19 protein-coding genes and 2 pseudogenes are annotated in these 21,598 nt (G+C 71.4%); 13 read left to right on the top strand and 8 right to left on the bottom strand.

What is annotated here, in order from left to right; genetic code table 11:
- Positions 1–56: 56 nt before the first annotated feature.
- Positions 57–488, bottom strand: coding sequence for a peptidoglycan-binding protein (locus ACFY04_RS02215; protein WP_389113786.1), 432 nt, complete (start codon positions 486–488; stop codon positions 57–59).
- A 508-nt stretch (positions 489–996) separates the two neighbouring features.
- Here ACFY04_RS02215 and ACFY04_RS02210 point away from each other — a divergent pair.
- Positions 997–1,083 (top strand): annotated as a pseudogene (locus ACFY04_RS02210) (glutamine synthetase); the annotation flags it as partial.
- A 152-nt stretch (positions 1,084–1,235) separates the two neighbouring features.
- Complete coding sequence (locus ACFY04_RS02205; RefSeq protein WP_389113785.1) at positions 1,236–1,772, top strand: hypothetical protein; 537 nt, start codon at positions 1,236–1,238, stop codon at positions 1,770–1,772.
- 25 nt (positions 1,773–1,797) lie between these two features.
- On the opposite strand, the gene ACFY04_RS02200 is transcribed toward ACFY04_RS02205, so the two are convergent.
- Positions 1,798–3,864, bottom strand: a complete 2,067-nt coding sequence (locus tag ACFY04_RS02200; protein WP_389113784.1) for a PIG-L family deacetylase — start codon at positions 3,862–3,864, stop codon at positions 1,798–1,800.
- Between the two features lie 160 nt (positions 3,865–4,024).
- A complete protein-coding gene (locus ACFY04_RS02195) occupies positions 4,025–6,631 on the bottom strand; it encodes a PIG-L family deacetylase (RefSeq protein ID WP_389113783.1) in 2,607 nt (868 codons plus the stop codon).
- Positions 6,632–6,872: 241 nt separating this feature from the next.
- Here ACFY04_RS02195 and ACFY04_RS02190 point away from each other — a divergent pair, with 241 nt between their 5' ends.
- The 6 genes from ACFY04_RS02190 (at position 6,873) to ACFY04_RS02165 (ending at position 13,349) form a co-directional block, all read left to right on the top strand.
- Entirely contained in the window at positions 6,873–9,860 is a 2,988-nt protein-coding gene (locus tag ACFY04_RS02190; protein ID WP_389113782.1) for a bifunctional [glutamine synthetase] adenylyltransferase/[glutamine synthetase]-adenylyl-L-tyrosine phosphorylase, read from the top strand.
- A gap of 142 nt (positions 9,861–10,002) precedes the next feature.
- Positions 10,003–10,440: a hypothetical protein gene (locus ACFY04_RS02185; protein WP_389113781.1), complete on the top strand. Its 438-nt coding sequence runs from the start codon at positions 10,003–10,005 to the stop codon at positions 10,438–10,440.
- A gap of 9 nt (positions 10,441–10,449) precedes the next feature.
- A complete protein-coding gene (locus ACFY04_RS02180; protein WP_389113780.1) occupies positions 10,450–11,790 on the top strand; it encodes a hypothetical protein in 1,341 nt (446 codons plus the stop codon).
- 14 nt (positions 11,791–11,804) lie between these two features.
- A complete protein-coding gene (locus ACFY04_RS02175) occupies positions 11,805–12,302 on the top strand; it encodes a hypothetical protein (protein ID WP_389113779.1) in 498 nt (165 codons plus the stop codon).
- Between the two features lie 2 nt (positions 12,303–12,304).
- Complete coding sequence (locus ACFY04_RS02170; RefSeq protein ID WP_389113778.1) at positions 12,305–12,820, top strand: hypothetical protein; 516 nt, start codon at positions 12,305–12,307, stop codon at positions 12,818–12,820.
- A gap of 64 nt (positions 12,821–12,884) precedes the next feature.
- Positions 12,885–13,349, top strand: coding sequence for a hypothetical protein (locus tag ACFY04_RS02165; RefSeq protein WP_389113777.1), 465 nt, complete (start codon positions 12,885–12,887; stop codon positions 13,347–13,349).
- Between the two features lie 69 nt (positions 13,350–13,418).
- On the opposite strand, the gene ACFY04_RS02160 is transcribed toward ACFY04_RS02165, so the two are convergent.
- The 4 genes from ACFY04_RS02160 to ACFY04_RS02145 form a co-directional block, all read right to left on the bottom strand.
- Complete coding sequence (locus ACFY04_RS02160; RefSeq protein WP_389113776.1) at positions 13,419–14,195, bottom strand: CAP domain-containing protein; 777 nt, start codon at positions 14,193–14,195, stop codon at positions 13,419–13,421.
- A gap of 473 nt (positions 14,196–14,668) precedes the next feature.
- On the bottom strand, positions 14,669–14,944 hold the full coding sequence (locus ACFY04_RS02155; RefSeq protein ID WP_389113775.1) for a hypothetical protein: 276 nt from the start codon (positions 14,942–14,944) through the stop codon (positions 14,669–14,671).
- Positions 14,945–14,993: 49 nt separating this feature from the next.
- Positions 14,994–15,266 carry a hypothetical protein gene (locus tag ACFY04_RS02150; protein ID WP_389113774.1) on the bottom strand — a complete coding sequence of 91 codons (273 nt, stop codon included), beginning with the start codon at positions 15,264–15,266 and terminating at the stop codon, positions 14,994–14,996.
- A gap of 109 nt (positions 15,267–15,375) precedes the next feature.
- Positions 15,376–15,903, bottom strand: a complete 528-nt coding sequence (locus tag ACFY04_RS02145) for a CAP domain-containing protein (protein ID WP_389113773.1) — start codon at positions 15,901–15,903, stop codon at positions 15,376–15,378.
- Positions 15,904–16,503: 600 nt separating this feature from the next.
- Between ACFY04_RS02145 and ACFY04_RS02140 the strand changes: the two genes are divergently transcribed.
- From ACFY04_RS02140 to ACFY04_RS02120, 5 genes and pseudogenes are all read left to right on the top strand, one after another.
- A complete protein-coding gene (locus ACFY04_RS02140; protein WP_389113772.1) occupies positions 16,504–17,061 on the top strand; it encodes a hypothetical protein in 558 nt (185 codons plus the stop codon).
- Positions 17,062–17,202: 141 nt separating this feature from the next.
- A pseudogene (locus tag ACFY04_RS02135) lies at positions 17,203–17,316 on the top strand (transcriptional regulator); the annotation flags it as partial.
- Positions 17,317–17,457: 141 nt separating this feature from the next.
- On the top strand, positions 17,458–17,955 hold the full coding sequence (locus tag ACFY04_RS02130; RefSeq protein WP_389113771.1) for a GNAT family N-acetyltransferase: 498 nt from the start codon (positions 17,458–17,460) through the stop codon (positions 17,953–17,955).
- A 150-nt stretch (positions 17,956–18,105) separates the two neighbouring features.
- Positions 18,106–20,175 (top strand): phosphocholine-specific phospholipase C, encoded by a 2,070-nt coding sequence (locus ACFY04_RS02125; protein WP_389113770.1) that lies wholly within the window; start codon positions 18,106–18,108, stop codon positions 20,173–20,175.
- A gap of 65 nt (positions 20,176–20,240) precedes the next feature.
- Positions 20,241–20,672, top strand: coding sequence for a GNAT family N-acetyltransferase (locus ACFY04_RS02120; RefSeq protein WP_389113769.1), 432 nt, complete (start codon positions 20,241–20,243; stop codon positions 20,670–20,672).
- A gap of 30 nt (positions 20,673–20,702) precedes the next feature.
- Here ACFY04_RS02120 and ACFY04_RS02115 read toward each other — a convergent pair whose 3' ends face one another.
- Positions 20,703–21,593 (bottom strand): phosphatase PAP2 family protein, encoded by an 891-nt coding sequence (locus tag ACFY04_RS02115; RefSeq protein ID WP_389113768.1) that lies wholly within the window; start codon positions 21,591–21,593, stop codon positions 20,703–20,705.
- Between the last annotated feature and the right edge of the window lie 5 nt (positions 21,594–21,598).

The following is a 21,598-nucleotide window of genomic DNA, read 5'->3' as shown; positions in this document are numbered from 1 at the left end:
TCTCGGGGCATAAGCCCTCAGGTGTTCTTTCTTGTCGGCGAATTCACGCCGCGCGGTCAGGCGGAAGGTGTGGGAACCTCAAGCCTGTCCCAGGTGAGCTTCCCCGGGAAGCCGTCCGCGTCGGAGCCCTCGAACCCATTCTTTTTCTGCCACTTGCTGTACGAGGCCTTGTCCGCCGACGACCACGTCACGTCCGGCTCCGGCGGCTCGTAGGTGCCACAGCCTTCCCGCTCCAGGCGGCGAGCCATCGCGAGGACGACCTTGTTGTTCGGCTGACGGTGGAACCACAGCGCTCCGGGGAACGGCACGAAGCCGTTTCCTGAGTGGGAGATGACCAGGCGCTGCCCGGCGCGGATCTTGTCGGGGTCCGGAATGTTGTTCAGCTTCTGGAGCTCCGCGACTGTGGTCCCGAAATGCTGGGCTATCTCGGAGAGAGTGTCGCCGTCTACGACGTAGTAGATGGCGTCTCGTGTCTGTGTTGTGGTCATGGCTTTAAGGCTAAGCCTGTTCGCAGTGGCTCGCATTTCGAAGCTTAGCAGGCGTGCGGGTTCACCCTATTGGCGTATCGGCGGATGACTACATTTTACTGGTGGAATAAAACGCCTCGCAGACGGTGGAGCTTGGCCCATACCCGGGCCTTGCTCCACTCGGAAAAGCGCCGGTGGGCTGTCGCCCCCGACGGGGCACAGAGGACCAAGGGAGCGCAGCACTCCTGACGAAGCGGCCGGGTGCTTCGCGGACCGAGCCACCTGGCCGGCATGCCACCATCGTGTGAGCAGCGCGTGAAAGTAGTGGGCTCACGCCTCACCTTTCCATGTCCCTGCACGTCAGGTGCCCTGTAGTGCTTCAACCACGGATGCCCTCCCGAGCCGTGTGCGCACACGCGGCTGCGAAGTGTGAGTACAGCCGCCGTCTCGCGATCCAGCTCCGTCCCTCTAGAGCGCGGACGGCCGCTTGGAAGCTGGCTGGGGCGGGGTCGGAGGGTGGGATCACGGCTTCCTGCGCAACAGGAAGCAGGAGTGGGAGGAATACCGCTCGGAGGTCACGGCCTTCGAACTCCGCAAGAACCTCCCCGTCCTGTAACTCCAGCTCAGCGTGCACGTCACCCCGGGCCGGTGGTCAGCGACCGCCGGCCCGGAGTCGTCTCACCGGCCCTGGGCCGGCACCCCCTAGCATGTGGCTGCCGCCCGGGCGTGACGGGCAGGCGGTGGGTGGCACAGATGCGGGGGAAGAGCGTGAGCAGGAACAGGGGCGGCGGCGTGTGGGTGGCTGTTGCGGGGGTCGCGGCGCTCGCGGGGGTGCTCGGCGTCGGTGGGGCCGTGCTGGCTTCGGCCGGTGAGGACGGCCTCGACGGCTGGGTCCGGGAACCGGCGGGGGCGGAGGTTCCGGCCCGCGTCGGGGGAGATCCGTCGCGGGGCACGGTCGCGGCGGAGCTCGCCGCCGCAGCCACCGCCGCAGGGCTCACCCCGGGCGCCGCGCACCCCGCGGAGGAGGGGGAGCTCGCCGACTGCATCGCGGACTGGACGGGCGACGGCCCCGCCGACGACGGCCGGCTGGCGGCTCTCGAAACCGCTCTGGAGGAACGCGGCTGGCAGGTCACGGCCCGCCAGGGCGGGCCCGCTCCGGCGGTGGCCCTGAAGAGCGGCTCCTGGCGTCTGCACTTCACCAACGGCGGCCTCGTCGACACCCTCTCGCTGGTGGCCACCCGCTCCGGCCGCACCTGCGAAGAAGCCTTCCGCCGCGCCGAAGCGACCCGCGGCCCGCTCGGTTAGGCCGTCTCCTTTCCCCCGGGCGGCCTCAGTGGACCGCGCGGTGCCAGGTGGGGCGGTTGGGGGTGGTGGGGGTCGTCGTCGTGTGGAGTTCGGCGTCCAGGCCCAGGACCGCCGTCGTGGTGGTGCCCGAGGGTTCGAGGACGGCCGACGGGGCGCCCGCGAAGAGCATGAGGGATTCGGCCCATGCCGGGGGGCCGCCGAGGCCCGTGGTGCTGACGGTGCCGCTGTCCGCGCGGCCCACCATGAGGCGGCCCGCGGCGCCGACCGCGCCGTAGCCGGCGCGGCCGCCCGCCTCCGTGACGCTGGAGACGTGGGGCCGGACCGAGGGTCCCGCCGTCACCAGGGCGGTGCGGACCACCCCCGAGTCCGGGCGGCGGAAGAAGAGGCGGACGCCCGCGCCGTCCGGGGCGGCCGACAGGGGGACCGTGGTGGCGGGCAGGCCCGTCGGTGCGGGGCCGAGCAGCGGGGTGTCCGGGGTGCGCTGGGTCCAGGCCAGGACGGACGTCGTGGTGGTCGCGTACACGTGGCGCCGCCCGGCCGCGTCGATCGCCGTCACCGGGTCGCTCTGCAGGTCCTCGCCGCCGAGCCGCTCCCACGGGGAGAAACTGCCGTCCGGCTGCTGGGTGCTCGCGCGCAGGGTGCGGCGCGAGTCGCGGAGGTAGACGGTGAGGAGGCCCCGCGCGTCCACGGACACCGCGGGTGCGCTGATCGCCGAGGTGCCCTCGTCGTCGGTGCGCTCCGGGGTGCCGAGCGACTGCCACGGGCCGAACGGGCCGTCGGGCGCGGCCTGGACGGCGTACACGACCTCGCGCCGGTACTCCGCGGACGCGGAGCCGAAGGTGGTGCGGGTGGCGAGGACGGCGACGCGGCCGCCGGGGAGGCGGGCGGCGGTGGCGCCCGGGTCGATGCCCGTGCCCGGAAGGAAGATCGGGCCCGCCCAGTCGCCGCCGGAGGTGCGGGTCCAGTACGCGGTCTGGCCGTCCAGCGTGGCGAAGGCCCACAGGCGGCCGGGCGTTCCCTCCGTCAGCCAGGAGGTGTTGTCGGCGCGGGTGTAGCGCAGCGACTGGGCCCAGTTGCGCCCGGTCGGGTTGCCCGCGACCTTGCGGTCGCCGCAGCCCGACGGACTGCCGCAGTAGTCCTGGTGGTCCTGCCAGGCGTAGGTCCTCAGGAAGCCGGTCTTGGTCTCGGCGGTCTGCGGGTCCAGCGCGTGCGGGAGGGTGCTGTTGTGGTAGCCGAGGTAGCTCTGGACCGTGAAGTGCGGGCGTCTGCTGACCTGGGCGGCGTACGTGGCGGTGGCGGCCTGCACGAAGCGGGCGCCGTACATGTGGTCCTGGTGGTCGGTGTACCGGCCGGTCCCGTTCTCGCCGTACCGGTTCGGCGTCGGGTCCTGCATCCGTATCGTCGTCGGCCGGTAGCGGTCCAGGACCGCGGCTATCGCCTGGACGAGCTGGTCCTTCGTGTACGTGAACGGCTGCTTGACCGGGGTGCCGGAGGTGAGCTGGGCGTCCAGCGCGGGTATCCGGCCGTTCCACAGGCCGCGCAGGCTCTCGGGGGTGTCCCCGCCGGTGGTGCGGGCCTCCCGCAGCATCAGCCACACCAGGTTGACCTGCGGCTTCGCTATGAGGACGTCGAGCTCGGCCTGCCCGCCCCCGGCGGTGGGTATGACCGTACGCCTCCACGCGCTGGTGCGGTCCCCGGTGGCCATCTGCGCGTATGCGGAGCGGATGCCGTTCTGCCGGGCCTCCGCGTAGTGGGCGCGGTCGGCGGGCTGTTCGGGGTCGGTGGCGGCGCCGCCGTGGGCCTCGTTGCGGCCGTCGGACTCGCCGGAGGTGAGGTAGGCGGTGGTGACCTGGGTGCCGGACAGCAGGGATCGGCTGAGGTCCGGGTTCATGAAGAACAGGTCGTCGTCGGGGTGGGCGACGATCTGGACGACCGAACCGGCGGTGACGCTCGCGGGCCGGGCCGCGGCCGGGTTCTTCTCCTGGGTGGCCTGGGCGGTGGTCTGCTGGCCGCCGGCCACGGAGAGCACACCGGTGGCGCCGGCTGTCAGCACGGTGAGCAGGGCCGCGAAGCGGCGACGGGTCACGGGCATCGGGTCACGCCTCGGGTTCGTTCTGGGCGGGAGAAAGCGTTGAACAGTCAGAGAGAGGGCAAATCGGCGGACTTGGTTCACCGAATGCGCAGATGACCGGCGCTTTTCCGGAACAAAATGCGGACGTTGTTCGTCCGCCTACGCGGGCGGCGGAGCCGACTTACGGAGACGGAGACGGAGACGGAGACGGAGGCGCGTTGCGCGGGCCCACCGGCTGCCACGGCGCCAGGTGCGCGTTCGGGGCGTCGGCCGAGGAGGTCACGTACAGCCGCGCGTCGAGCCCCACCACCGCCAGGCTGACCAGGTTCTTGCCGGTCATCGTGGAGGAGGGCGCGCCGACGAACATCAGCGGGGACCGTTCCCACGGGCGCCCCGGCCCGGCCTCCGAGCCCAGTTGGCCGCCCGCCGTGCGGCCCGCCAGCACGTGCCCGCTCGCCGTCACCGAGCCGAAGCCCTGGAGGCCGCCGAGGTCGGTCATCTGGCTCACCTTCAGCCCGCCCTCACCCGTGATCAGGGCGGTACGGACATTGCCGGAGCCGGGCTTGCGGAACCACAGCCGTACCCCGCCCTCGCGGCCGTCCGCGGTCAGCGGGAGCGTGGTGTCCGGCAGCCCGGTGGCCGTGACCTGGCCCAGCGGGGCGCCCGGCATCGGCTGCACCCAGCCCACCACCGACTTGGAGGTGGCGGAGAACACCATGCGCCGCCCGGCGCCGTCGGTCGCGGTGGCCGGGGAGCCGTGCAGGTCGGTGCCGCCGTACTTCTCCCAGGGCCCCCAGCTGCCGTCCGCCCGCTGCACCCGGCCGCGCAGGCTGTTCGCGCCGTCGCGGACGTACGCCGCCAACTGCCCGGTGCCGTCGACCGATACGGCCGGCGCGCTGATGTCGGAGGTCCAGGTCTCGTCCGCGGTCTCGGGGGTGCCGAGCGACTGCCACTCCGTGAACTCCTCGGCCCCCGGCTGCTTCTGGACGACGTAGACGATCTCGCGCTTGTAGTCGGTGGGCTTCGCGCCGAAGGAGGTGCGGGTGCCGAAGGCGGCTATCCGGCCGTCCGCCAGGGTCACGGTGCTCACGCCCGGATCCATGCCGGTGCCGGGGAGCAGGTCCGGGCCCTTCCAGCGGCCGGCGAGACCGGGCCGGTGCCACACGGCCACCTGGCCGTCGAGCACCTTGAAGGCCCACAGCCCGTGCCCGGGGTCGGAGGTCAGCCAGCTGGTGCTGGTGCCGCGGGTGTAGTTGATGGAGTCCGACCAGCGGTTGCCGCCCGGCTGGTCGGAGACCTTGAGGTCGCCGCAGCCGGCGGGGCTGTTGCAGTGGTTCTGCTGGTCGAGCCAGGCGTAGGTGCCCAGGATGTCCAGCTTCTCCCTGGCCTCGTCCGGGTCCAGGGTGCTGGGGAGCGAGCCGTTTATGTAGCCGGCGTAGTTCTGCACCGCGAAGTGCGGGCGGTCCGTGACGTCCTTGGCGTAGGCGGCGGTGGCCAGCTGCACGAACCGGGCGCCGTAGAAGTGGTCCTGGTGGTCGGTGTACCGCTTGGTGTCGGGATGCCGGCCGGGGGTCGGGTCCTGGGAGCGGACGGTGGTCGGCCGGTACTGCTCCAGGATGCCCACGAGGGTCTGGACGACCTGGTCCTTGGAGTACGAGAACTTCTCCTTGACCGGGGTGCCGGACGCGAGCATGGAGTCCAGGCGGGGAACCTTGCCGTCCCACAGGCCGTGCAGGCTGTCTGGGGCGTTGTCGTAGACGGTGCCGGCCTCGCGGAGCTGCAGCCAGACGAGGTTGACCTGGGACTTGGCGACGAGGACGTCGACCTCGGCGTGGCCGCCGCCCTTGGTCGGGACGACGGTGCGGGTCCAGGGGCTGCCGCGGTCGCCGGTGGCCATCTTGGCGTAGGCGGCGCGGATGCCGTTCTGGCGGGCCTCGGCGTAGGCGGGCTTGTCGGGCTTGGTGGTGGCCGCCTTGGCGGCGCCGGCGTTGATGCCGTCGGCCTCGCCGGAGGTCAGGTAGACCGAGGTGACGGGGTGGCCGGCGGATATGGAGTACCGCAGGTCCGGGTTCATGAAGTACAGGTCGTCGTCGGGGTGCGCTATGACCTGGAGCACCCGGCCGGGGTCGGGCGGCTCGGGGGCGGGGGTGGGGGTGCCGGCCGCCTTGTCGGGGACGGTGGGGGAGCCGAGGCGGTCGAGGAGTTCGTTGCCCCGGAGCAGGAGAAGGCTCCCGGCGGCGGTGACCACGCAGAAGGCGACGACCTTGACGAGGGCGGCCCGGCGGCGGCGACGGGCCCCACTGCGGACCCCACCGCGGGCCCCGTCCTTGCCGCGGGCGAGGCGGCGCGCCCGGCGGCGGCTGTCGGTGGCTCCGGCCTCGGGGGCCTCGGGGGCTTCGGCGGACTCGGGGGCTTCGGGGGCTTCGGCTGACCCGGGGGTCTCGGCCACGGCGAGCGGGTCGGCAGGTTCGGCCGTGGCCGGCGGTTCGGCCGCGTCGCCCAAGTCGGCCTGCGGCGTGGCCTGGTGGGCCTGCTGGGGCGGGCGGGCGTACGCGTGTGCATGTTGCTGTGGGTGCCCCTGGTGCGGCTGTTGCGCCGGATACTGCTGGTGCTCCTCGTACCCCTCGTACCCCTCGTACCCCTCGTCCCCCTGGTACCCCTCGTCCCCCTGGTACGCCTCGTCCCCCGGGAGCGCCTGCCCGGACGGCCAGGCCTGCTGCCCCCGCGCGGATCCGGTCGGTACACCTCGCGGGTCCCAGGCTCCGGGGCCCTGCCAGGAGTCGGACATGAGGCTCCTTCCGGCAGGACGGCGGGGTGTACCCCGATGACGCGATAAATAATCCGATGAGGTCAGAGAATCCTTGGCATCGTATGCGCCTCGGGTCGAACATTTGATCCGGACACGCCCAAACCTACGCCGCGGTCCGAGCGGGACCCCGCCGACCGGTCCCAGGGCCTAGGCTCAGGAGCAGAGCCCGCGACCCAGGGCAGTGCAGGCAGTGGCAGCGACAACCGCGGGAGGCGGCGGGATGACGGTCCCGGGACGCAGGAGCAGCACCTTCATCCGGCTGCTCCGCAGCGGCTTCACCGACCCCTCCGCCGCCGCCCGGCTGCTCGACGCCGACGCGCTCGCGGCCGTGCGCGCCGATCCCGTGCTGCTCGACGCCCTCGGCGCGACCGCCGACCCCGACCTCGCCCTCCTCGGCCTCGTCCGGCTCGCCGAGGCCCAGCCCGACGGCGAGCTGCCCGGGCTCCTCGACACCCTCGTCAGCGCCAAGCCGCTGCGCGACCGGCTGCTCGGCGTGCTCGGCGCCTCCGAGGCCCTCGGCGACCACCTCGCCCGCCACCCCCGCGACTGGCTCGGCCTCATCACCTACGAAGCCGCCGACCTGCACCCCGGACTCGCCGAGTTCGAGCTCGGCCTCGCCGACGCGCACGACCCCGTCGGCCTGCGCGTCGCCTACCGCCGCTGCCTGCTCTCCATCGCCGCCCGCGACGTCTGCGGCACCATCGACGTCGCCCAGACCGCCGCCGAGCTCGCCGACCTGGCCACCGCCACCCTCCGCGCGGCCCTGCGGATCGCCTCCGCCGCCGCCCCCGAGGACGCCGCCCTGTGCCGGCTCGCCGTCATCGCGATGGGCAAGTGCGGCGGCAACGAGCTGAACTACGTGTCCGACGTCGACGTCATCTTCGTCGGAGACTCGGTCCCCGGCGCCGACGAGGGCAAAGCCCTCCAGGCCGCCACCCGCCTCGCCTCCCACCTCATGCGGATCTGCTCGGAGACCACCGTCGAGGGCACCATCTGGCCCGTCGACGCCAACCTCCGCCCCGAGGGCCGCAACGGCCCCCTCGTCCGCACCCTCGCCTCCCACCTGGCCTACTACCAGCGCTGGGCCAAGACCTGGGAGTTCCAGGCCCTCCTCAAGGCCCGCGCCGTGGCCGGCGACGAGGCCCTGGGCGCCGAGTACATCGCCGCCATAAGCCCGCTGGTCTGGCAGGCCGCCGAACGCGAGAACTTCGTCGCCGACGTCCAGAAGATGCGCCGCCGCGTCGTCGACAACATCCCCGCCGCCCAGGTCGACCGCGAGCTGAAACTCGGCCCCGGCGGCCTGCGCGACGTCGAGTTCGCCGTCCAGCTGCTCCAGCTCGTGCACGGCCGCAGCGACGCCACCCTGCACTCCGGCACCACCCTCGACGCCCTGCACGCCCTCGCCGCCGGCGGCTACGTCGGCCGCGCCGACGCCGCCCAACTGCACGACGCGTACCGCTTCCTGCGCGCCATGGAGCACCGCATCCAGCTCTACCGGCTGCGCCGCACCCACCTCGTCCCCGAGGACGAGAACGACCTGCGGCGCCTCGGCCGCTCCATGGGCCTGCGCACCGAACCCGTCGTCGAGCTCAACAAGGCCTGGCGCCGGCACGCCTCCGTGGTCCGGCGCCTGCACGAGAAGCTCTTCTACCGGCCGCTGCTCGACGCCGTCGCCCAGCTCACCCCCGGCGAGACCCGGCTCTCCCCGCGCGCCGCCGGCCAGCGCCTCGAAGCCCTCGGCTACGCCGACCCGGCCTCGGCCCTGCGCCACCTCGAAGCCCTCGCCTCCGGTGTCACCCGCAAGGCCGCCATCCAGCGCACCCTGCTGCCGGTGATGCTCGGCTGGTTCGCCGACTCCGCCGACCCGGACGCCGGCCTGCTGAACTTCCGCAAGGTCTCCGACGCCCTCGGCAAGACGCCCTGGTACCTGCGCCTGCTGCGCGACGAGGGCGCCGCCGCCGAGAACCTCGCCCGCGTCCTGTCCGCCGGGCGCCTCGCCCCCGACCTGCTGATGCGCGCCCCCGAGGCCGTGGCCCTGCTCGGCGACCCCGAAGGCCTGCAGCCCCGTACGCACGAGGCCCTGGAGCAGGAGGTCCTCGCCGCCGTCGGCCGCGCCGAGAACCCCGAGGCCGCCGTCGCCGCCGCCCGCGGCGTGCGCCGCCGCGAGCTGTTCCGCACCACCGCGGCCGACATCATCGGCTCGTACGGTACGGAGGACAACCCGGCCGAGGAGGACCACGGAGCCCTCGTCGACCGGGTCGGCGGGGCCGTCTCCGACCTCACCGCCGCCACCGTCGCCGGGGCCCTGCGCGCCGCCGTCCACAGCCACTACGGCGACACGCTGCCCACCCGCTTCGCCGTCATCGGCGTCGGCCGCTTCGGCGGCCACGAACTCGGCTACGGCTCCGACGCCGACGTCCTGTTCGTCCACGAACCCCGCGAGGGCGTCGACGAACAGGAGGCCGCCAAGGCCGCCCAGACCGTCATCGCCGAAATGCGCAGGCTGCTCCAGCTGCCCACCACCGACCCGCCGCTGCTCATCGACGCCGACCTGCGCCCCGAAGGCCGCTCCGGCCCGCTGGTGCGCACGCTGGCCTCCTACGCCGCCTACTACCGGCGCTGGTCCCTGACCTGGGAGAGCCAGGCCCTGCTGCGTGCCGAACCGGTGGCGGGCGACGCCGACATCGGCGCCGGCTTCATCGAGCTGATCGATCCGCTGCGCTACCCGATGGAGGGGCTCGGTGAGGACGCCGTACGCGAGATCCGCCGGCTCAAGGCCCGCATGGAGTCGGAGCGGCTGCCCCGCGGGGCCGACCCGACCCTGCACACCAAGCTCGGCCGCGGCGGCCTCAGCGACGTCGAGTGGACCGTCCAGCTGATCCAGATGCGGCACGCCTGGGCCGAACCGGGCCTGCGTACCACCCGTACCCGCGAGGCCCTGGCGGCCGCCCACGCCGCCGGGCTGATCCCGACCGAGGAGGCGCAGATCCTGGACGAGGCCTGGGTCCTGGCGACCCGGGTCCGCAACGCCGTGATGCTGGTGCGCGGCCGCGCCGGGGACACCTTCCCGACCGAGGCCCGGGAACTCGCGGCCGTGGGCCGCTACCTCGGATACGCCGAGGGCACGGTCGGGGAGCTGCTGGACGACTACCGCCGCATCACCCGCCGTGCCCGGGCGGTCGTGGACGAACTCTTCTACGGCGCGTAGCCGGCTCGGGGACCGGGCCGCCCAACTGGCCTGCCGTGCCTATGCAAATGCCTTCGCTATTTGCATAGGATCAGCCTCCGATCATGGGGGAGGCACGGAAATGACAGACGTGTTGGGTCCAATACCGGATCAGCGGGTCGACATGCGCTTGAACAGCGGGCCGCCGTTGGGCCCGTACGCTCCGGGCACCACCGCGCCGTCGGTGGTGCCGTACGCCCCGGGAGTGACCCCGCCGCCGTCCGGGCCGTTCGTTCGGGGCGGGTCCCCGGACTTCGCCTCGTCGCCCGCCGAGAAGAACGCGGCGGCGGTCACGATACAGACCTACCTGGAACCCGAGACCAAGAAGCACGCCGGGGGCGCGGACGAGGCCACCGAGGCCGCAGGGAAGGGCTTCGAGGGCTGGCAGACCGCCGCCGCCCTGAAGAAGGTGACGGACACCTGGGACCAGCAGGTGAAGACCCTGATGGGCCGCCTCGCCGGGGAGAAGACCGCCCTGCGCCGCGCCGCGGGTTCTTTCGCGGGCAACGACATCGGCCTGGGCAACCAGTTCGCGTCGCAGTCGCAACTGAACCGGATGTAAGGGGCTTCGGTGCTGACCTACTACGAAGTCCTGACCACGGATCTGGGTCTGCTGTCGACGGCCGCCGCCAAGTGGGAGGCGATGGCGGGCGAGCTGCAGAAGATCGAGACCCACTACGGCGACACCGTCCAGAAGATCACCATGGGCGACACCTGGTCCGGTCTCAGCGTCCAGACCGCGCGGGTGAAGTTCACGGCGACCCGCTACGAGTACTCCGCCGCGCAGAGCCAGGCCAAGGCCGTCGCGAGCCTGCTACGGGGCGCCCACGCGCTGCTCACCGACCTCAGGAAGAAGCTGGAGAGCGCCCGCGACGACGCGATCGCCGCCGGCATGACCGTCTCGGAGCAGGGGCGCGTCGCCTTCGACTACAGCAAGCTCACGCCCGCCGAACGCAGTGCCCATCACCACGACCCCGACGGCCAGGAGGCCGTCCGGACCGCCGTCGGCACGTGGCAGAAGCACATCGACGACAGGGTGAAGGCCGCCTCCGACGCCGACCAGCACGTCCACGACGCCCTCACGACGGCCGTGGTCGACAGCAACAAGGACGCCCTCGGCAAGGGCAGCGGCGCGGACGAGACCCTCACCGGCTTCAACAAGTACGCGGAGGGCGACCTCAAGAAGTTCGAGAAGCCCGAGGCCGCGCCTGCGAAGACCGGTGGACCCGAGGGGAAGGTGACGGTGACCGGGCCCGATGCGGGCTTCACCATCAGCGGTGTCAAGTACGGCAAGGAGGGCTCGGTCAAGGCGTACGCCGACCTCTTCCATGTCACCGCGGAAGGATCGATGCCCAAGGGCGACTGGGCGCTCTCCGGGATCGCCGATGTCTATGGGGGCGCCAGAGCCACCGCGAACTACGGCATCACCGGCGAGGGCGTCGTCGCCAAAGCCGAGGGATCCGTAGGGCTACGGGCACTGGCCGAGGGGCGTGCCCAGAACGGGCGTTTCGGTACCTACGGGCGTTTCGAGGGCTTCGCCGGCGGCGAGATAAGCGGCACTGCCCAGGCGACCAAGGAAGAGGTCACGCTGGGGGCGAAGGCGTTCGCCGGGACGAAGGTCGGTGTCGCCGGGGGCCTGGAGTATGCGGGGATCGGCATCGGCGGAACTGCCGAGGCGTGGAACGGGCCCGGTGCCAAGGCGTGGTGGGGTCTGAAGCACAACGAGGCGACGGGCGTGTGGTCGCTCGGCGGCGAGGCGGGTGCTTCCCTCCCCAAGGGCGGTGCACTGGGGTTCGAGATCACCTTCGACCCTGACAAGGTTACGGAGGCCGCCGGCGCCGCGGCTGACTCGGTCGGTGACGCGGTCGGCGACTTCAAAGACTGGTTGATCGACCTACGTATGTCTCAGTGAAGGGAGGGCTGGAGATGCCCACAACACTGCCGGTGCCGATCGAATTCCGGCTGCCGGAGGGCTGGCTCCCGGCCCGTCCGGAGGGGTTCGGGGCACCAGAGGTGGCTTTCGCCGCGGTGTGTCCGGAGTCGGACGCCGGGTTCACCGCCAACATCACCATCGACGGCGGGTTCCCGAAAGACGGGGTGACCCTGGCCGAGATCGCTGATGCGTCGGTAGAGCGCCTGCGCGAGTTCGCCGAGTCGGTGGAGCTGGTCCACCGCCGCGAGGTCGGTTCCGAGGAGGCGCCCGCCCTGACCCAGCGGCTGAACTTCTCGGCCGTGGCCGACGGTGCCCGCCACGAGCTCGTCCAGTCCCAGGTGTACCTGTGCCTCGTGGACACCGAGGACCCGCACAAGCGGGCGATGATCCGCCTGGCCCTGACCGCCACCAGGGCCCGGCACGACGAAGTCCTGCACAAATTCCAGGACTTCGTACGCACGGTGCGCCCGGACAATGGGGCGGTGAGCTGACGATGGGCCGTCTCTGGGACAAGTACACCGGCACCAGGTACCCCGACAGCGGGATCGCCCCGCTGCCGACGATGGAGCTCCGGGAAGCGCTGCTTGCGGTCAATGGCCAGGACGTGCCATTCCGTATCCGTTATGCCTTCCCGAAGGAGAAGGCCGACCTGGTGGCGGAGTGGCGGGTGCTGAAGCCAGCCTCGGGCTCCGGCTTCTCCCGTAGGCAAGTGGAGCTGAGACTCAAGATCCGGATGCGCTTCATCCCCCTGCAGCGCGAGGTGCGCACCCTCGACGAGCAGGTGCAGGTGACGTGGGTCGGGGATCCGCCCAAGTTGGCCGTGTCGCGTGAGTCCGGAAGCGGGCCGGCGCCCACGGTTTCCCGGGAGTGGACGTATGAGAAGGGGCTCGACGGCCGGCGGCGCAAGGTCGAGACGTTCAGCTTCGACTCGCGGGACATGAAGGACCCACTGCGGAACCTGGTTCTCGAGGCGGGCTGGACCTGGCGCGGGGTGGTGTACAGGTTTTGACGAGCGGACCGCCGGGCGGGCCGACGCACGGTGTGCGCCCGGACAACGGGGCGAGGAGCTGACGATGGGGCGTTTCTGGGACAAGCGCACGGGCACCAGGTACCCGGCCCGTAGCGTCACTCCGGGGGCCGCCGAGGAGCTCCGGGACGCGCTGCTCGCGCTGGGAGGCCCGGACGGGCTGTTCGCCGTCCGTGAGGGCACCCCGCGAGAACGAGCCGACCTGGTGGTGGAGTGCCGGGTCAGCGAGATGCGCCTGACCCTCAAGACCAGCATGCGCCTGGTCCCCGCGAAGCACGAGGTGCGCGTACTCGAAGAGCGGTGGGAGCCCTCGCTGGAGCACTCCGGCGAGCAGTACGGCCGGGGGCCGGGGAAGGCGGTCTACCGACAGTGGGAGTTCCAGCGGGGCGCTGACGGCCGCCGCCGCAAGGTGGAGACGTTCCGCTTCGACACGGGGCTGATGAAGAACCCCCTGCAGAACACGGTCCTCAGGGCGGGCTGGACCTGGCGCGGAGTGCTGTTCAGGCTGTGACCGGAACGGGCGCAGCGGACCGCGGACCCTTCGTGGGTCCGCGGTCCGCTCCACCGGGCGGGCGCGGGGTCAGCGCGCCGTGCCGAAGTCCTGCGTCCAGTAGGAGCCGGGCTGCGCCAGGCCGATACCGATCTCCTTGAAGGAGCAGTTCAGGATGTTCTCCCGGTGGCCCTGGCTGTTCATCCAGCCCTCCATGACCTTCTCGGGCGTGCTGTAGCCGTAGGCGACGTTCTCGCCGTACGTGCTCCAGGTGTACCCGGCGCGGGTGATGCGTGCGCCCGGGTCCGAGCCGTCGGAGCCGGTGTGGGACATGTTGCTGTGGGAGGCCATGTCGGCGCTGTGGTCCTGCGCGGCCTTCGTGAGCTTCGCGTTGAGGGAGACGGCCTGGCATCCGGCCGAGGCGCGCTCCTGGTTCACGAGCGCGAGGACCTGGGCGATCTCGCCGGAGGCCGGCGGGGCGGCCGGCTTCGACGGCGCGGGCGCCTGCGGCTTCTTGGTGGCGACCGGCGGCTTCGCAGGCTTGGGCTGCGCGGGCGGCGTGGTCTCCACGACGGGCGGTGCGGCGGTCTCGGCGGGGCTGCTCGGGGAGGCCTCGGCGGGGCTGCTGCTCGGCGACGTGGCCGGGAGCGGGGCGTCCACGGGCGCCAGGGTGCTCGGAGTGGCCGAGGGCGTGGACTGCCACTGCCACGGGCGCTGCTGCTGGTGGCTCGCGGTCCGGGTCCGGCCGTTGCCGTCGTCCTGGCCGTCGAAGCAGGCCATGGCGGCGGTGGGAACACCCACGAGGGCGAGCGCGCCGACGCCGATGGCTATTTTCTTGTAGGACGACTTCTTCCGATGCTTCTGCATGCCTGACCTCATTCAGTGATCGCGAAGCTTCCGGCGCCGGAAGCGCAGGGCGCCGAAGAGGCCGCCATTCTTAAAAGCCTCTGAATGGCCTGGCAAGTTTCCGCTGATCACGAGCCTGGGGCGGTCGGCACGTGGCTTGAAACGGGACCGTGATCGTGCATCATCACGATTTGGTCACTCCCGCAACCGTCTGATGAGTGCTCAGAAACGGCTGTGACCTGGCCGGTCGGCGGCGGGTCTACCGGTACCACGCATTCCGTTTGCGGCGGAGAGGGGAATGTCAATTCCAAAAGGGACAAATATCGAAATGTCGGCGGGTTAACGCTCCGTCAAGAAAGCCCACCACCGACGTGCACGCCGTGACGCATATCACTGTTTCCCGGCCGGGCGGCCCGGCGAGGCCGAGACAGCGCGAAGCGCCCGTTCCCCGACGTACGGCGGGAAAACGGGCGCTTCGCGCTGTCTCGCAGGCCCTACCGCGGTTCCAGGGCCGCCGCCCGGCAGGCGCCGTTTGCGGCGCCACCCGGCACTCCTGCCGCGGTCAGGCCGCTCACGCAGCCCTGCAGGTCGCCGCTCACGCCCTGCCGGCAGGACGCCGTGACGGCGTCGGTGACCTCGACACCCGTCTGCGCGGCCATGTTCGTGCAGGCGGGGATGTCCGCGTGGGCGGCGGGGGCGACGAGGGCTGCGCCGGTGAGGGAGAGGAGCAGACCGGCGAGGACACCGGCGATACGGGTCGACGGGCGCATGGGGCACACACCTGCTCTCGGAAGGGGGGCACGGGCGGCGGCGGAGTTCCTATTCGGGGGCCACCCGGCAGGCGCTCACCGCAGTCCCGTTGGTGACACCGGCCCCGGTCAGGCCGGACACGCACTGCTCGTTGTCGCCGGTCAGGCCGACGTAGCAGGCCATGCGGACGGAGTCCGGGGCCTCGCCGCCCTGCAGCTCGCGCTCGACCTGGTTGACGCAGGCCGTGACATCCGCGTGGGCGGCGGGGGCCGACAGGGCGGCGCCGCCGAGGGCGAGGGCCAGGCCGGTGAGGACACCGGCGATACGGGTCGACATGCGCATGAGGACGTACCTGCTCTCCGAATTCGCCGCAGCCGGGTCCGGTCCTCCCCCGTACCGGACGGCTCGGCAGGACTTCCCCCTCGTCTTGGGTGCTGGATCAGCCGTGTGGCTACCTCGACTGGACGGCGAAGAGCTCGACGGCGTACTGGCCGTTCGTGCCGATCCCGGTCTGCTTGTACGTGCAGTTCAGAATGGTGGTCCGGTGGCCCTTGGTGCTGGCCATCCAGCCGTCCACGTGGGCCTTGGAGGAGTCGAAGCCGGGTCCGGAGACGTTCTCCGCGGACGGGCCTGCGGGCGAGTAGCCGGCCTTCTCCATGCGGGACAGGGCGGTGGACCCGTCCGAGCCGTCGTGCGCGGTCAGCCCGTTCGCCGCCATGTCGTCAGCGTGGGCCTGGGCGGCCGCCGCGAGCCGCGGGTCCACCGTCAGGGGCTCGCAACCGGCATTTTTGCGCTCCTCGTTGACCAGTACGAGGATCTCGTCCGGCGAGGACTGCTGCACGCTGCGGGTGACGGAGGCCGACGCCGCCGTGGCTGCCGCCGGGACGGCGACCGCGGTGGCCGCGCCGCCGAGTACGAGCAGCGGGACGGTACAGGCGGCGGCGCACACGCGACGGATCCGGCTGTTCTTGGTACGCATCAGAGTTTTCCCCTCGTCGGGGGTCGTGGGGAGCCGCCCATGGCACCCGCCTCTCGGGGTCGGGGTGCTGCGCGGCCTGTGCGGGCAGGTGCACCGCCGCAGGCTGCTGCGGGGGCGCGCGCCTCCTTCCACCGTACGACCGGTGGCACCTCCCCACGACCGGGGGAGGCCGGTCCTGCGGAGTGGTGCTTGCGGCGGAAGGGCGCGAGGTCGTTGTGGAAGCCGATGACGAGGTCGCCGGTGATGGCAGCGGGGTGGCCGTCGAGTTCCGTGCATGCCACGGCATCCACCCAGTCGCAGTGGCCGGTGAGTGGCCGGCCGATGGCTTGGCCGATGGCTTGGCCGGTGGTGAGGGCCCGGGACACGCAGGGCACCGCCGACTTCGCCATCAAGAACGGGCGCCCTGACCCAGCTGCCCCTCAGCGGCCTTGTACCCCAGGCCACTTGCGGACCCCAGGCGTTCTGACCTCGCACATCGACCCGCCGCCCAGGGGCCGGGACCGGTCGTCGAGAATGAGGGCGGAGTACGTCGCGGCTGCAACGCGACGCCCACTCGCAGTCGTAGCGAGCCCTGTTGAGGGCCAAACCCGAGGAGACACCATGCGCTTGTCCAGAACTGTTACCGCCGGAGCCGCTCTCATAGCGCTTGCGTCCCTGACGGGCTGCGGCGGGGAAGGGGAGGCCGTCGCCGGAGGCGGCGGCAAAAGCCTGCCGAAGGCGAAGGACGTCGCCGCGATGGAGCGGTTCGTCAACCAGTACACGCCCTGCACGGACCTGGAGGTGAACCCGCCGGACGCCCGGCACGGGGGCTCGGAGTTCGAGGACCTCCCCAAGGGCGCCGGAGCGGGCGTGAAGGAGCAGGTGTACTGCGACGCCGACAGCGGGCACATCGCTCTGGTGGCCATCTCCGACATGAAGAAGTTCCAGCAGGCGCTCAAGGCCAACGACGCAGCCGGGAAGGAAAGCGATGCGGTCGCGCTGGTCGGGGTGGACTTCGCCGTCGTTCCCACTGACAGCGACACAGCGCGCGCGCTGAAGCCCTCGGGACTGCTCGTCGCGTCGTGCAATGCAAAGTTCAACAGCAAGATCCCGAGTGGCTACACCAAGAAGGAAGGCAAGGTCGAGGGCTGCATCACGACGGACTACCTCCCCGCGTAGCCCGCACCGCCGCCACAAGAGCACGGTGACGTGCGCTGGGACCCCGGCCTGGGCTGAGGGGTCGAGCCGTTCACGCCACCCGCGGACGGCCGGCTCCGCCTCCGGGATCCGGACGACGAGTCCCGTCTGACCCGCTTGAACACCGAGCCCGAAGAGGTCCGGATCCCGGACATGCGCTGTGGCATGATCCGGGCACAAGCTCTGACGCCGCGTGAATCGCTGACCTTCATCGAGAAGGCACTGGGGGAGACATGAGCCTCCGGCCCGGCTCCGTACCGGCGCCCTCGAAGGAGCTCGTACCCGTACCGGCTCCCGCGCAAAGGCGGTTCCTCCGGTCCGGGCGCCCGGTCTGAGCTTCCGAAGTGCCCGGGAACGCGGCGGGGTTACGGTGAGGTCATGTTCACAGTTCGTCGCGCCGCCCCGTACGACGGGGGCGTCCTCGGTGAGATCCACGCCGCGGCCTGGGAGGCGGCCTACGCCCCCCTCTTCGATCCGGAGTTCGCCGCACGCGGTGTCCGGAGCAGGCGAACGCGGTGGCACGAAAGGGTCGGACAGCCGGACACCACGATCCTGCTCGCCGAACACGACGGCCGTGCGCTGGCGCTGACCGCCTTCAGGGCCTCTTCGACCCGGCCGGGTCTTTCCGAGATCCTCTCCTTCTACAGCCACCCCGACGGCTGGGGCAGCGGCATCGCGGCCGCGCTGATGACCGGGACGCTGGACCACCTGCGCAACGACGGGTTCGCCCGGACACACCTGTGGACCCTGCGCGACACCCCGCAGTCCCGCCGCTTCTACACCAAGTGCGGCTTCACCGAGAGCGGCGCCGTCCGTCCCTTCGACTTCGGCGACGGGAAGCCCCTCACCCAGGTCGAGTACGAGCGCGCGTGCTGACACTCTGCCGAATTCCGCCGGACTCCGGCAGAATCCGACTGCCGTTCGCCTGACGTACCCGCTGCCGTCACACCGGGCTCCCTCTCCGGTACGCCAGGCGCGCTGTTCTTGGGAGCGCTCAACCACCCTCGACAAAGCAGAGGTCTCGCCATGGCAGAACTCAACCGCCGCCGTTTCCTGCAGCTCACCGGCGGCGCCGCCGCCCTGAGCCTGCTCAACGAGAGCATCGCGCGCGCCGCCGCCATCCCCGCGCAGGGGACGACCGGAACCATCGCCGATGTCGAGCACATCGTGGTCCTGATGCAGGAGAACCGTTCCTTCGACCACTACTACGGCGCGCTGCGCGGTGTCCGGGGCTTCGGCGACCCGCGCCCGGTGACCCTGCCCAGCGGCAAGTCCGTCTGGCACCAGGCCGACAACGCGGGCAAGGAGACGCTGCCCTTCCGCCCGCCGTCCGACGACCTCGGCATGGAGTTCCTCCAGGGCCTCAACCACGACTGGGCGGGTGGCCAGAGCGCCTTCAACAAGGGCAAGTACGACAACTGGGTGCCCGCCAAGACACCGGCCACCATGGCGTACCTGACGCGCGACGACATCCCGTTCCACTACGCGCTCGCCGACACGTTCACCGTCTGCGACGCCTACCACTGCTCCTTCATCGGCTCGACCGACCCCAACCGCTACTACCTCTGGTCGGGCCACACCGGCAACGACGGCACGGGCGGCGGCCCGGTCCTCAACAACGCCGAGGCCGGCTACGGCTGGACCACCTACCCCGAGCGCCTGGAGCAGGCCGGCATCTCCTGGAAGGTCTACCAGGACATCGGCAACGGTCTCGACGCCGCCGGATCGTGGGGCTGGATCGATGACGCCTACCGCGGCAACTACGGCGACAACTCGCTCCTCTACTTCGACAACTACCGGGGCGCCCAGCCCGGCAACCCGCTCTACGACAAGGCCCGCACCGGCACCGACGCCCGGACCGGCGAGGGCTACTTCGACCGGCTGCGCGCCGACGTCGCCGCCGGCACCCTGCCCCAGGTCTCCTGGATCGCCGCCCCCGAGGCGTTCAGCGAGCACTCCAACTGGCCCTCCAACTACGGCGCGTGGTACATCGCGCAGGTGCTGGACGCGCTGACCTCCAACCCCGACGTGTGGGCCCGTACCGCGCTGTTCATCACCTACGACGAGAACGACGGCTTCTTCGACCACGTCGTCCCGCCGTACGCCCCGGCCGACGCGAACCAGGGACTGTCGACCACGCCGACCGCCCTCGACGTCTTCCCCGGCAAGACCGGCTACGTCGCCGGACCGTACGGGCTGGGACCGCGCGTCCCGATGCTCGTCGTCTCGCCGTGGAGCACCGGCGGCTACTCCTGCTCCGAGACCTTCGACCACACCTCCGTGATCCGCTTCATGGAGAAGCGCTTCGGTGTGCACGAGCCGAACATCTCGCCCTGGCGCCGCGCCGTCTGCGGTGACCTGACCTCGGCCTTCGACTTCGCCCGCCAGGACACGGCCACGGTGTCGCTGCCCGACACCGGTTCGTGGGAGCCGCAGGACCGCGAGCGCCACCCCGACTTCCGGGCCACCCCGCCCGCCGTGGGGAGCATGCCGCGCCAGGAGAAGGGCCTGTGCCGCACCCGTCCGCTGAGGTACGCCCCGTACGTGGACGGCGCCGCGCTCACCGGCGAGGGCAAGTTCAGGCTGACCTTCAGCGGCGGCCCGGACCTGGGCGCCCAGTTCCACGTCACCGCGGACAACCGGACCGACGCCCCCTGGACGTACACCACCGAGGCCGGCAAGTCGATCTCGGACACGTGGAACACCCGCTACTCCGCCGGAGTCACCGACCTGACCGTCCACGGTCCGAACGGCTTCCTGCGCGGCTTCCGCAACCCGGGCACCACCCCCGGCCCCGAGGTCACCGCCCGCCACAACGCCACCACGGGCAACCTGGACCTCACCCTCACCAACGCCGGGGCGTCGACCGTGACGCTCACCGTCACCAACGCCTACGGCGGCGGCCCCAAGCGCCTCACGGTCGCCAAGGGCGCCACCGTCACGTACAGCGTCTCCCTGAAGAACACCCGACGCTGGTACGACGTGACGGTCACCGCGTCGGAGTTCGCGGACTTCGGCCGCCGCTTCGCCGGCAAGGTCGAGACCGGCGCGGCCGGCCTGTCGGACCCGGCGATCCTGACGAACCAGTCGTCCTGACCCCGAGGCCCGCCCGCGGGGATATGCGCTGGCACGGAACGAGCGGTCGCTGGTTGGATGCCGGGATGAGCGATGACCTTCCCGACGGATACGAGATCTCCACCGACGCCGCCCGACTGGACGTCGGGCTCGTCCACCGGTGGCTGTCCGAAGACGCGTACTGGGCGCTCGGGCGCAGTCGGCAGAAGCAGGAGGACGCCATCGCGGGCTCCCTGAACTTCGGCCTCTACGACCAGGCCTCCGGGGCCCAGCTCGCGTACGCCCGCCTCGTCACCGACCGGGCCACCTTCGCCTGGCTCTGCGACGTCTACGTCGATCCGGGCGCCCGCGGCAAGGGGCTCGGCGGGGCCCTCGTCGACGCGGTGTGCGCGCACCTGGAGCCGTACGGGCTGCGCCGGGTCCTGCTCGCCACCGCCGATGCGCACGCCGTCTACGCCCGGGCCGGCTTCGAGCCCCTCACCACGCCCGGGAAGTGGATGGCCCTCGGGCAGCAGTAGCCGGCCCGGCGCACCTTCCCGGTCACAGCACTAGCGGCGGGTGAGGACGCGGTTCAGCAGGTCCGACGCGGGGTGCGGGCCCGTGTGCTCAGGGTGGCGGGGCAGGCGGTGGGCGAAGGAGCCGTACCAGGACCGCGAGACCGTGTAGCCGAAGGTCAGGCAGAGCATGCCGCCCACGGCGTCGAGCCAGAAGTGGTTGGCGGTGGCCACGATGACGACGAGGGTCGCCGTCGGGTAGAGCAGGCCCAGGATCCGGGCCCAGGGGGCCGAGGCGACCGCGAAGATCGTCAGGCCGCACCAGAGCGACCACCCTATGTGCATGGACGGCATCGCGGCGTACTGGTTCGACATCTGCTTGAGGTTGCCGGAGGCCATGGAGCCCCAGGTGTGGTGGACCAGCACGGTGTCGATGAAGTTCTGCCCGTTCATCAGCCGGGGCGGCGCGAGCGGGTAGCAGTAGTAGCCGACCAGGGCGACACCCGTGGTGGCGAAGAGGACCAGACGCGTGGCGGCGTACCGCCCCGGATGAAAACGGTAGATCCAGACCAGCACGCCGATCGTCACGACGAAGTGGAGCGTGGCGTAGTAGTAGTTCATGCCCACGATCAGCCACGTCACGGAGTTGACCGCGTGGTTGACCGACTGCTCGACGGCGATACCGAGGGTCCGCTCGGCGCTCCAGATCCAGTCGGCGTTGGCGAGGGCCGCCGCCTTCTGCTCGGGCACCGCGTTGCGGATCAGCGAGTACGTCCAGTAGCTGATCGCGATGAGCAGGACCTCGAACCAGATCCGAGGCCGGCGCGGGGCACGCAACCGGGAGAGCAGGGTGCGCTCGGACCCCGGGCGGGTCTCGGTCTCAACCACGGTGGGTGATGAGACGTCCGTCCGGGTTTCCAGTGTCTTCACGCTCGATTCACCCATGGGCA

Source organism: Streptomyces sp. NPDC001549, assembly GCF_042894025.1.
Classification (GTDB): Bacteria; Actinomycetota; Actinomycetes; order Streptomycetales; family Streptomycetaceae; genus Streptomyces; species Streptomyces kutzneri.
Note: the sequence above shows the minus strand (reverse complement) of the source record. Positions and strands in the feature narration are given on the sequence as shown.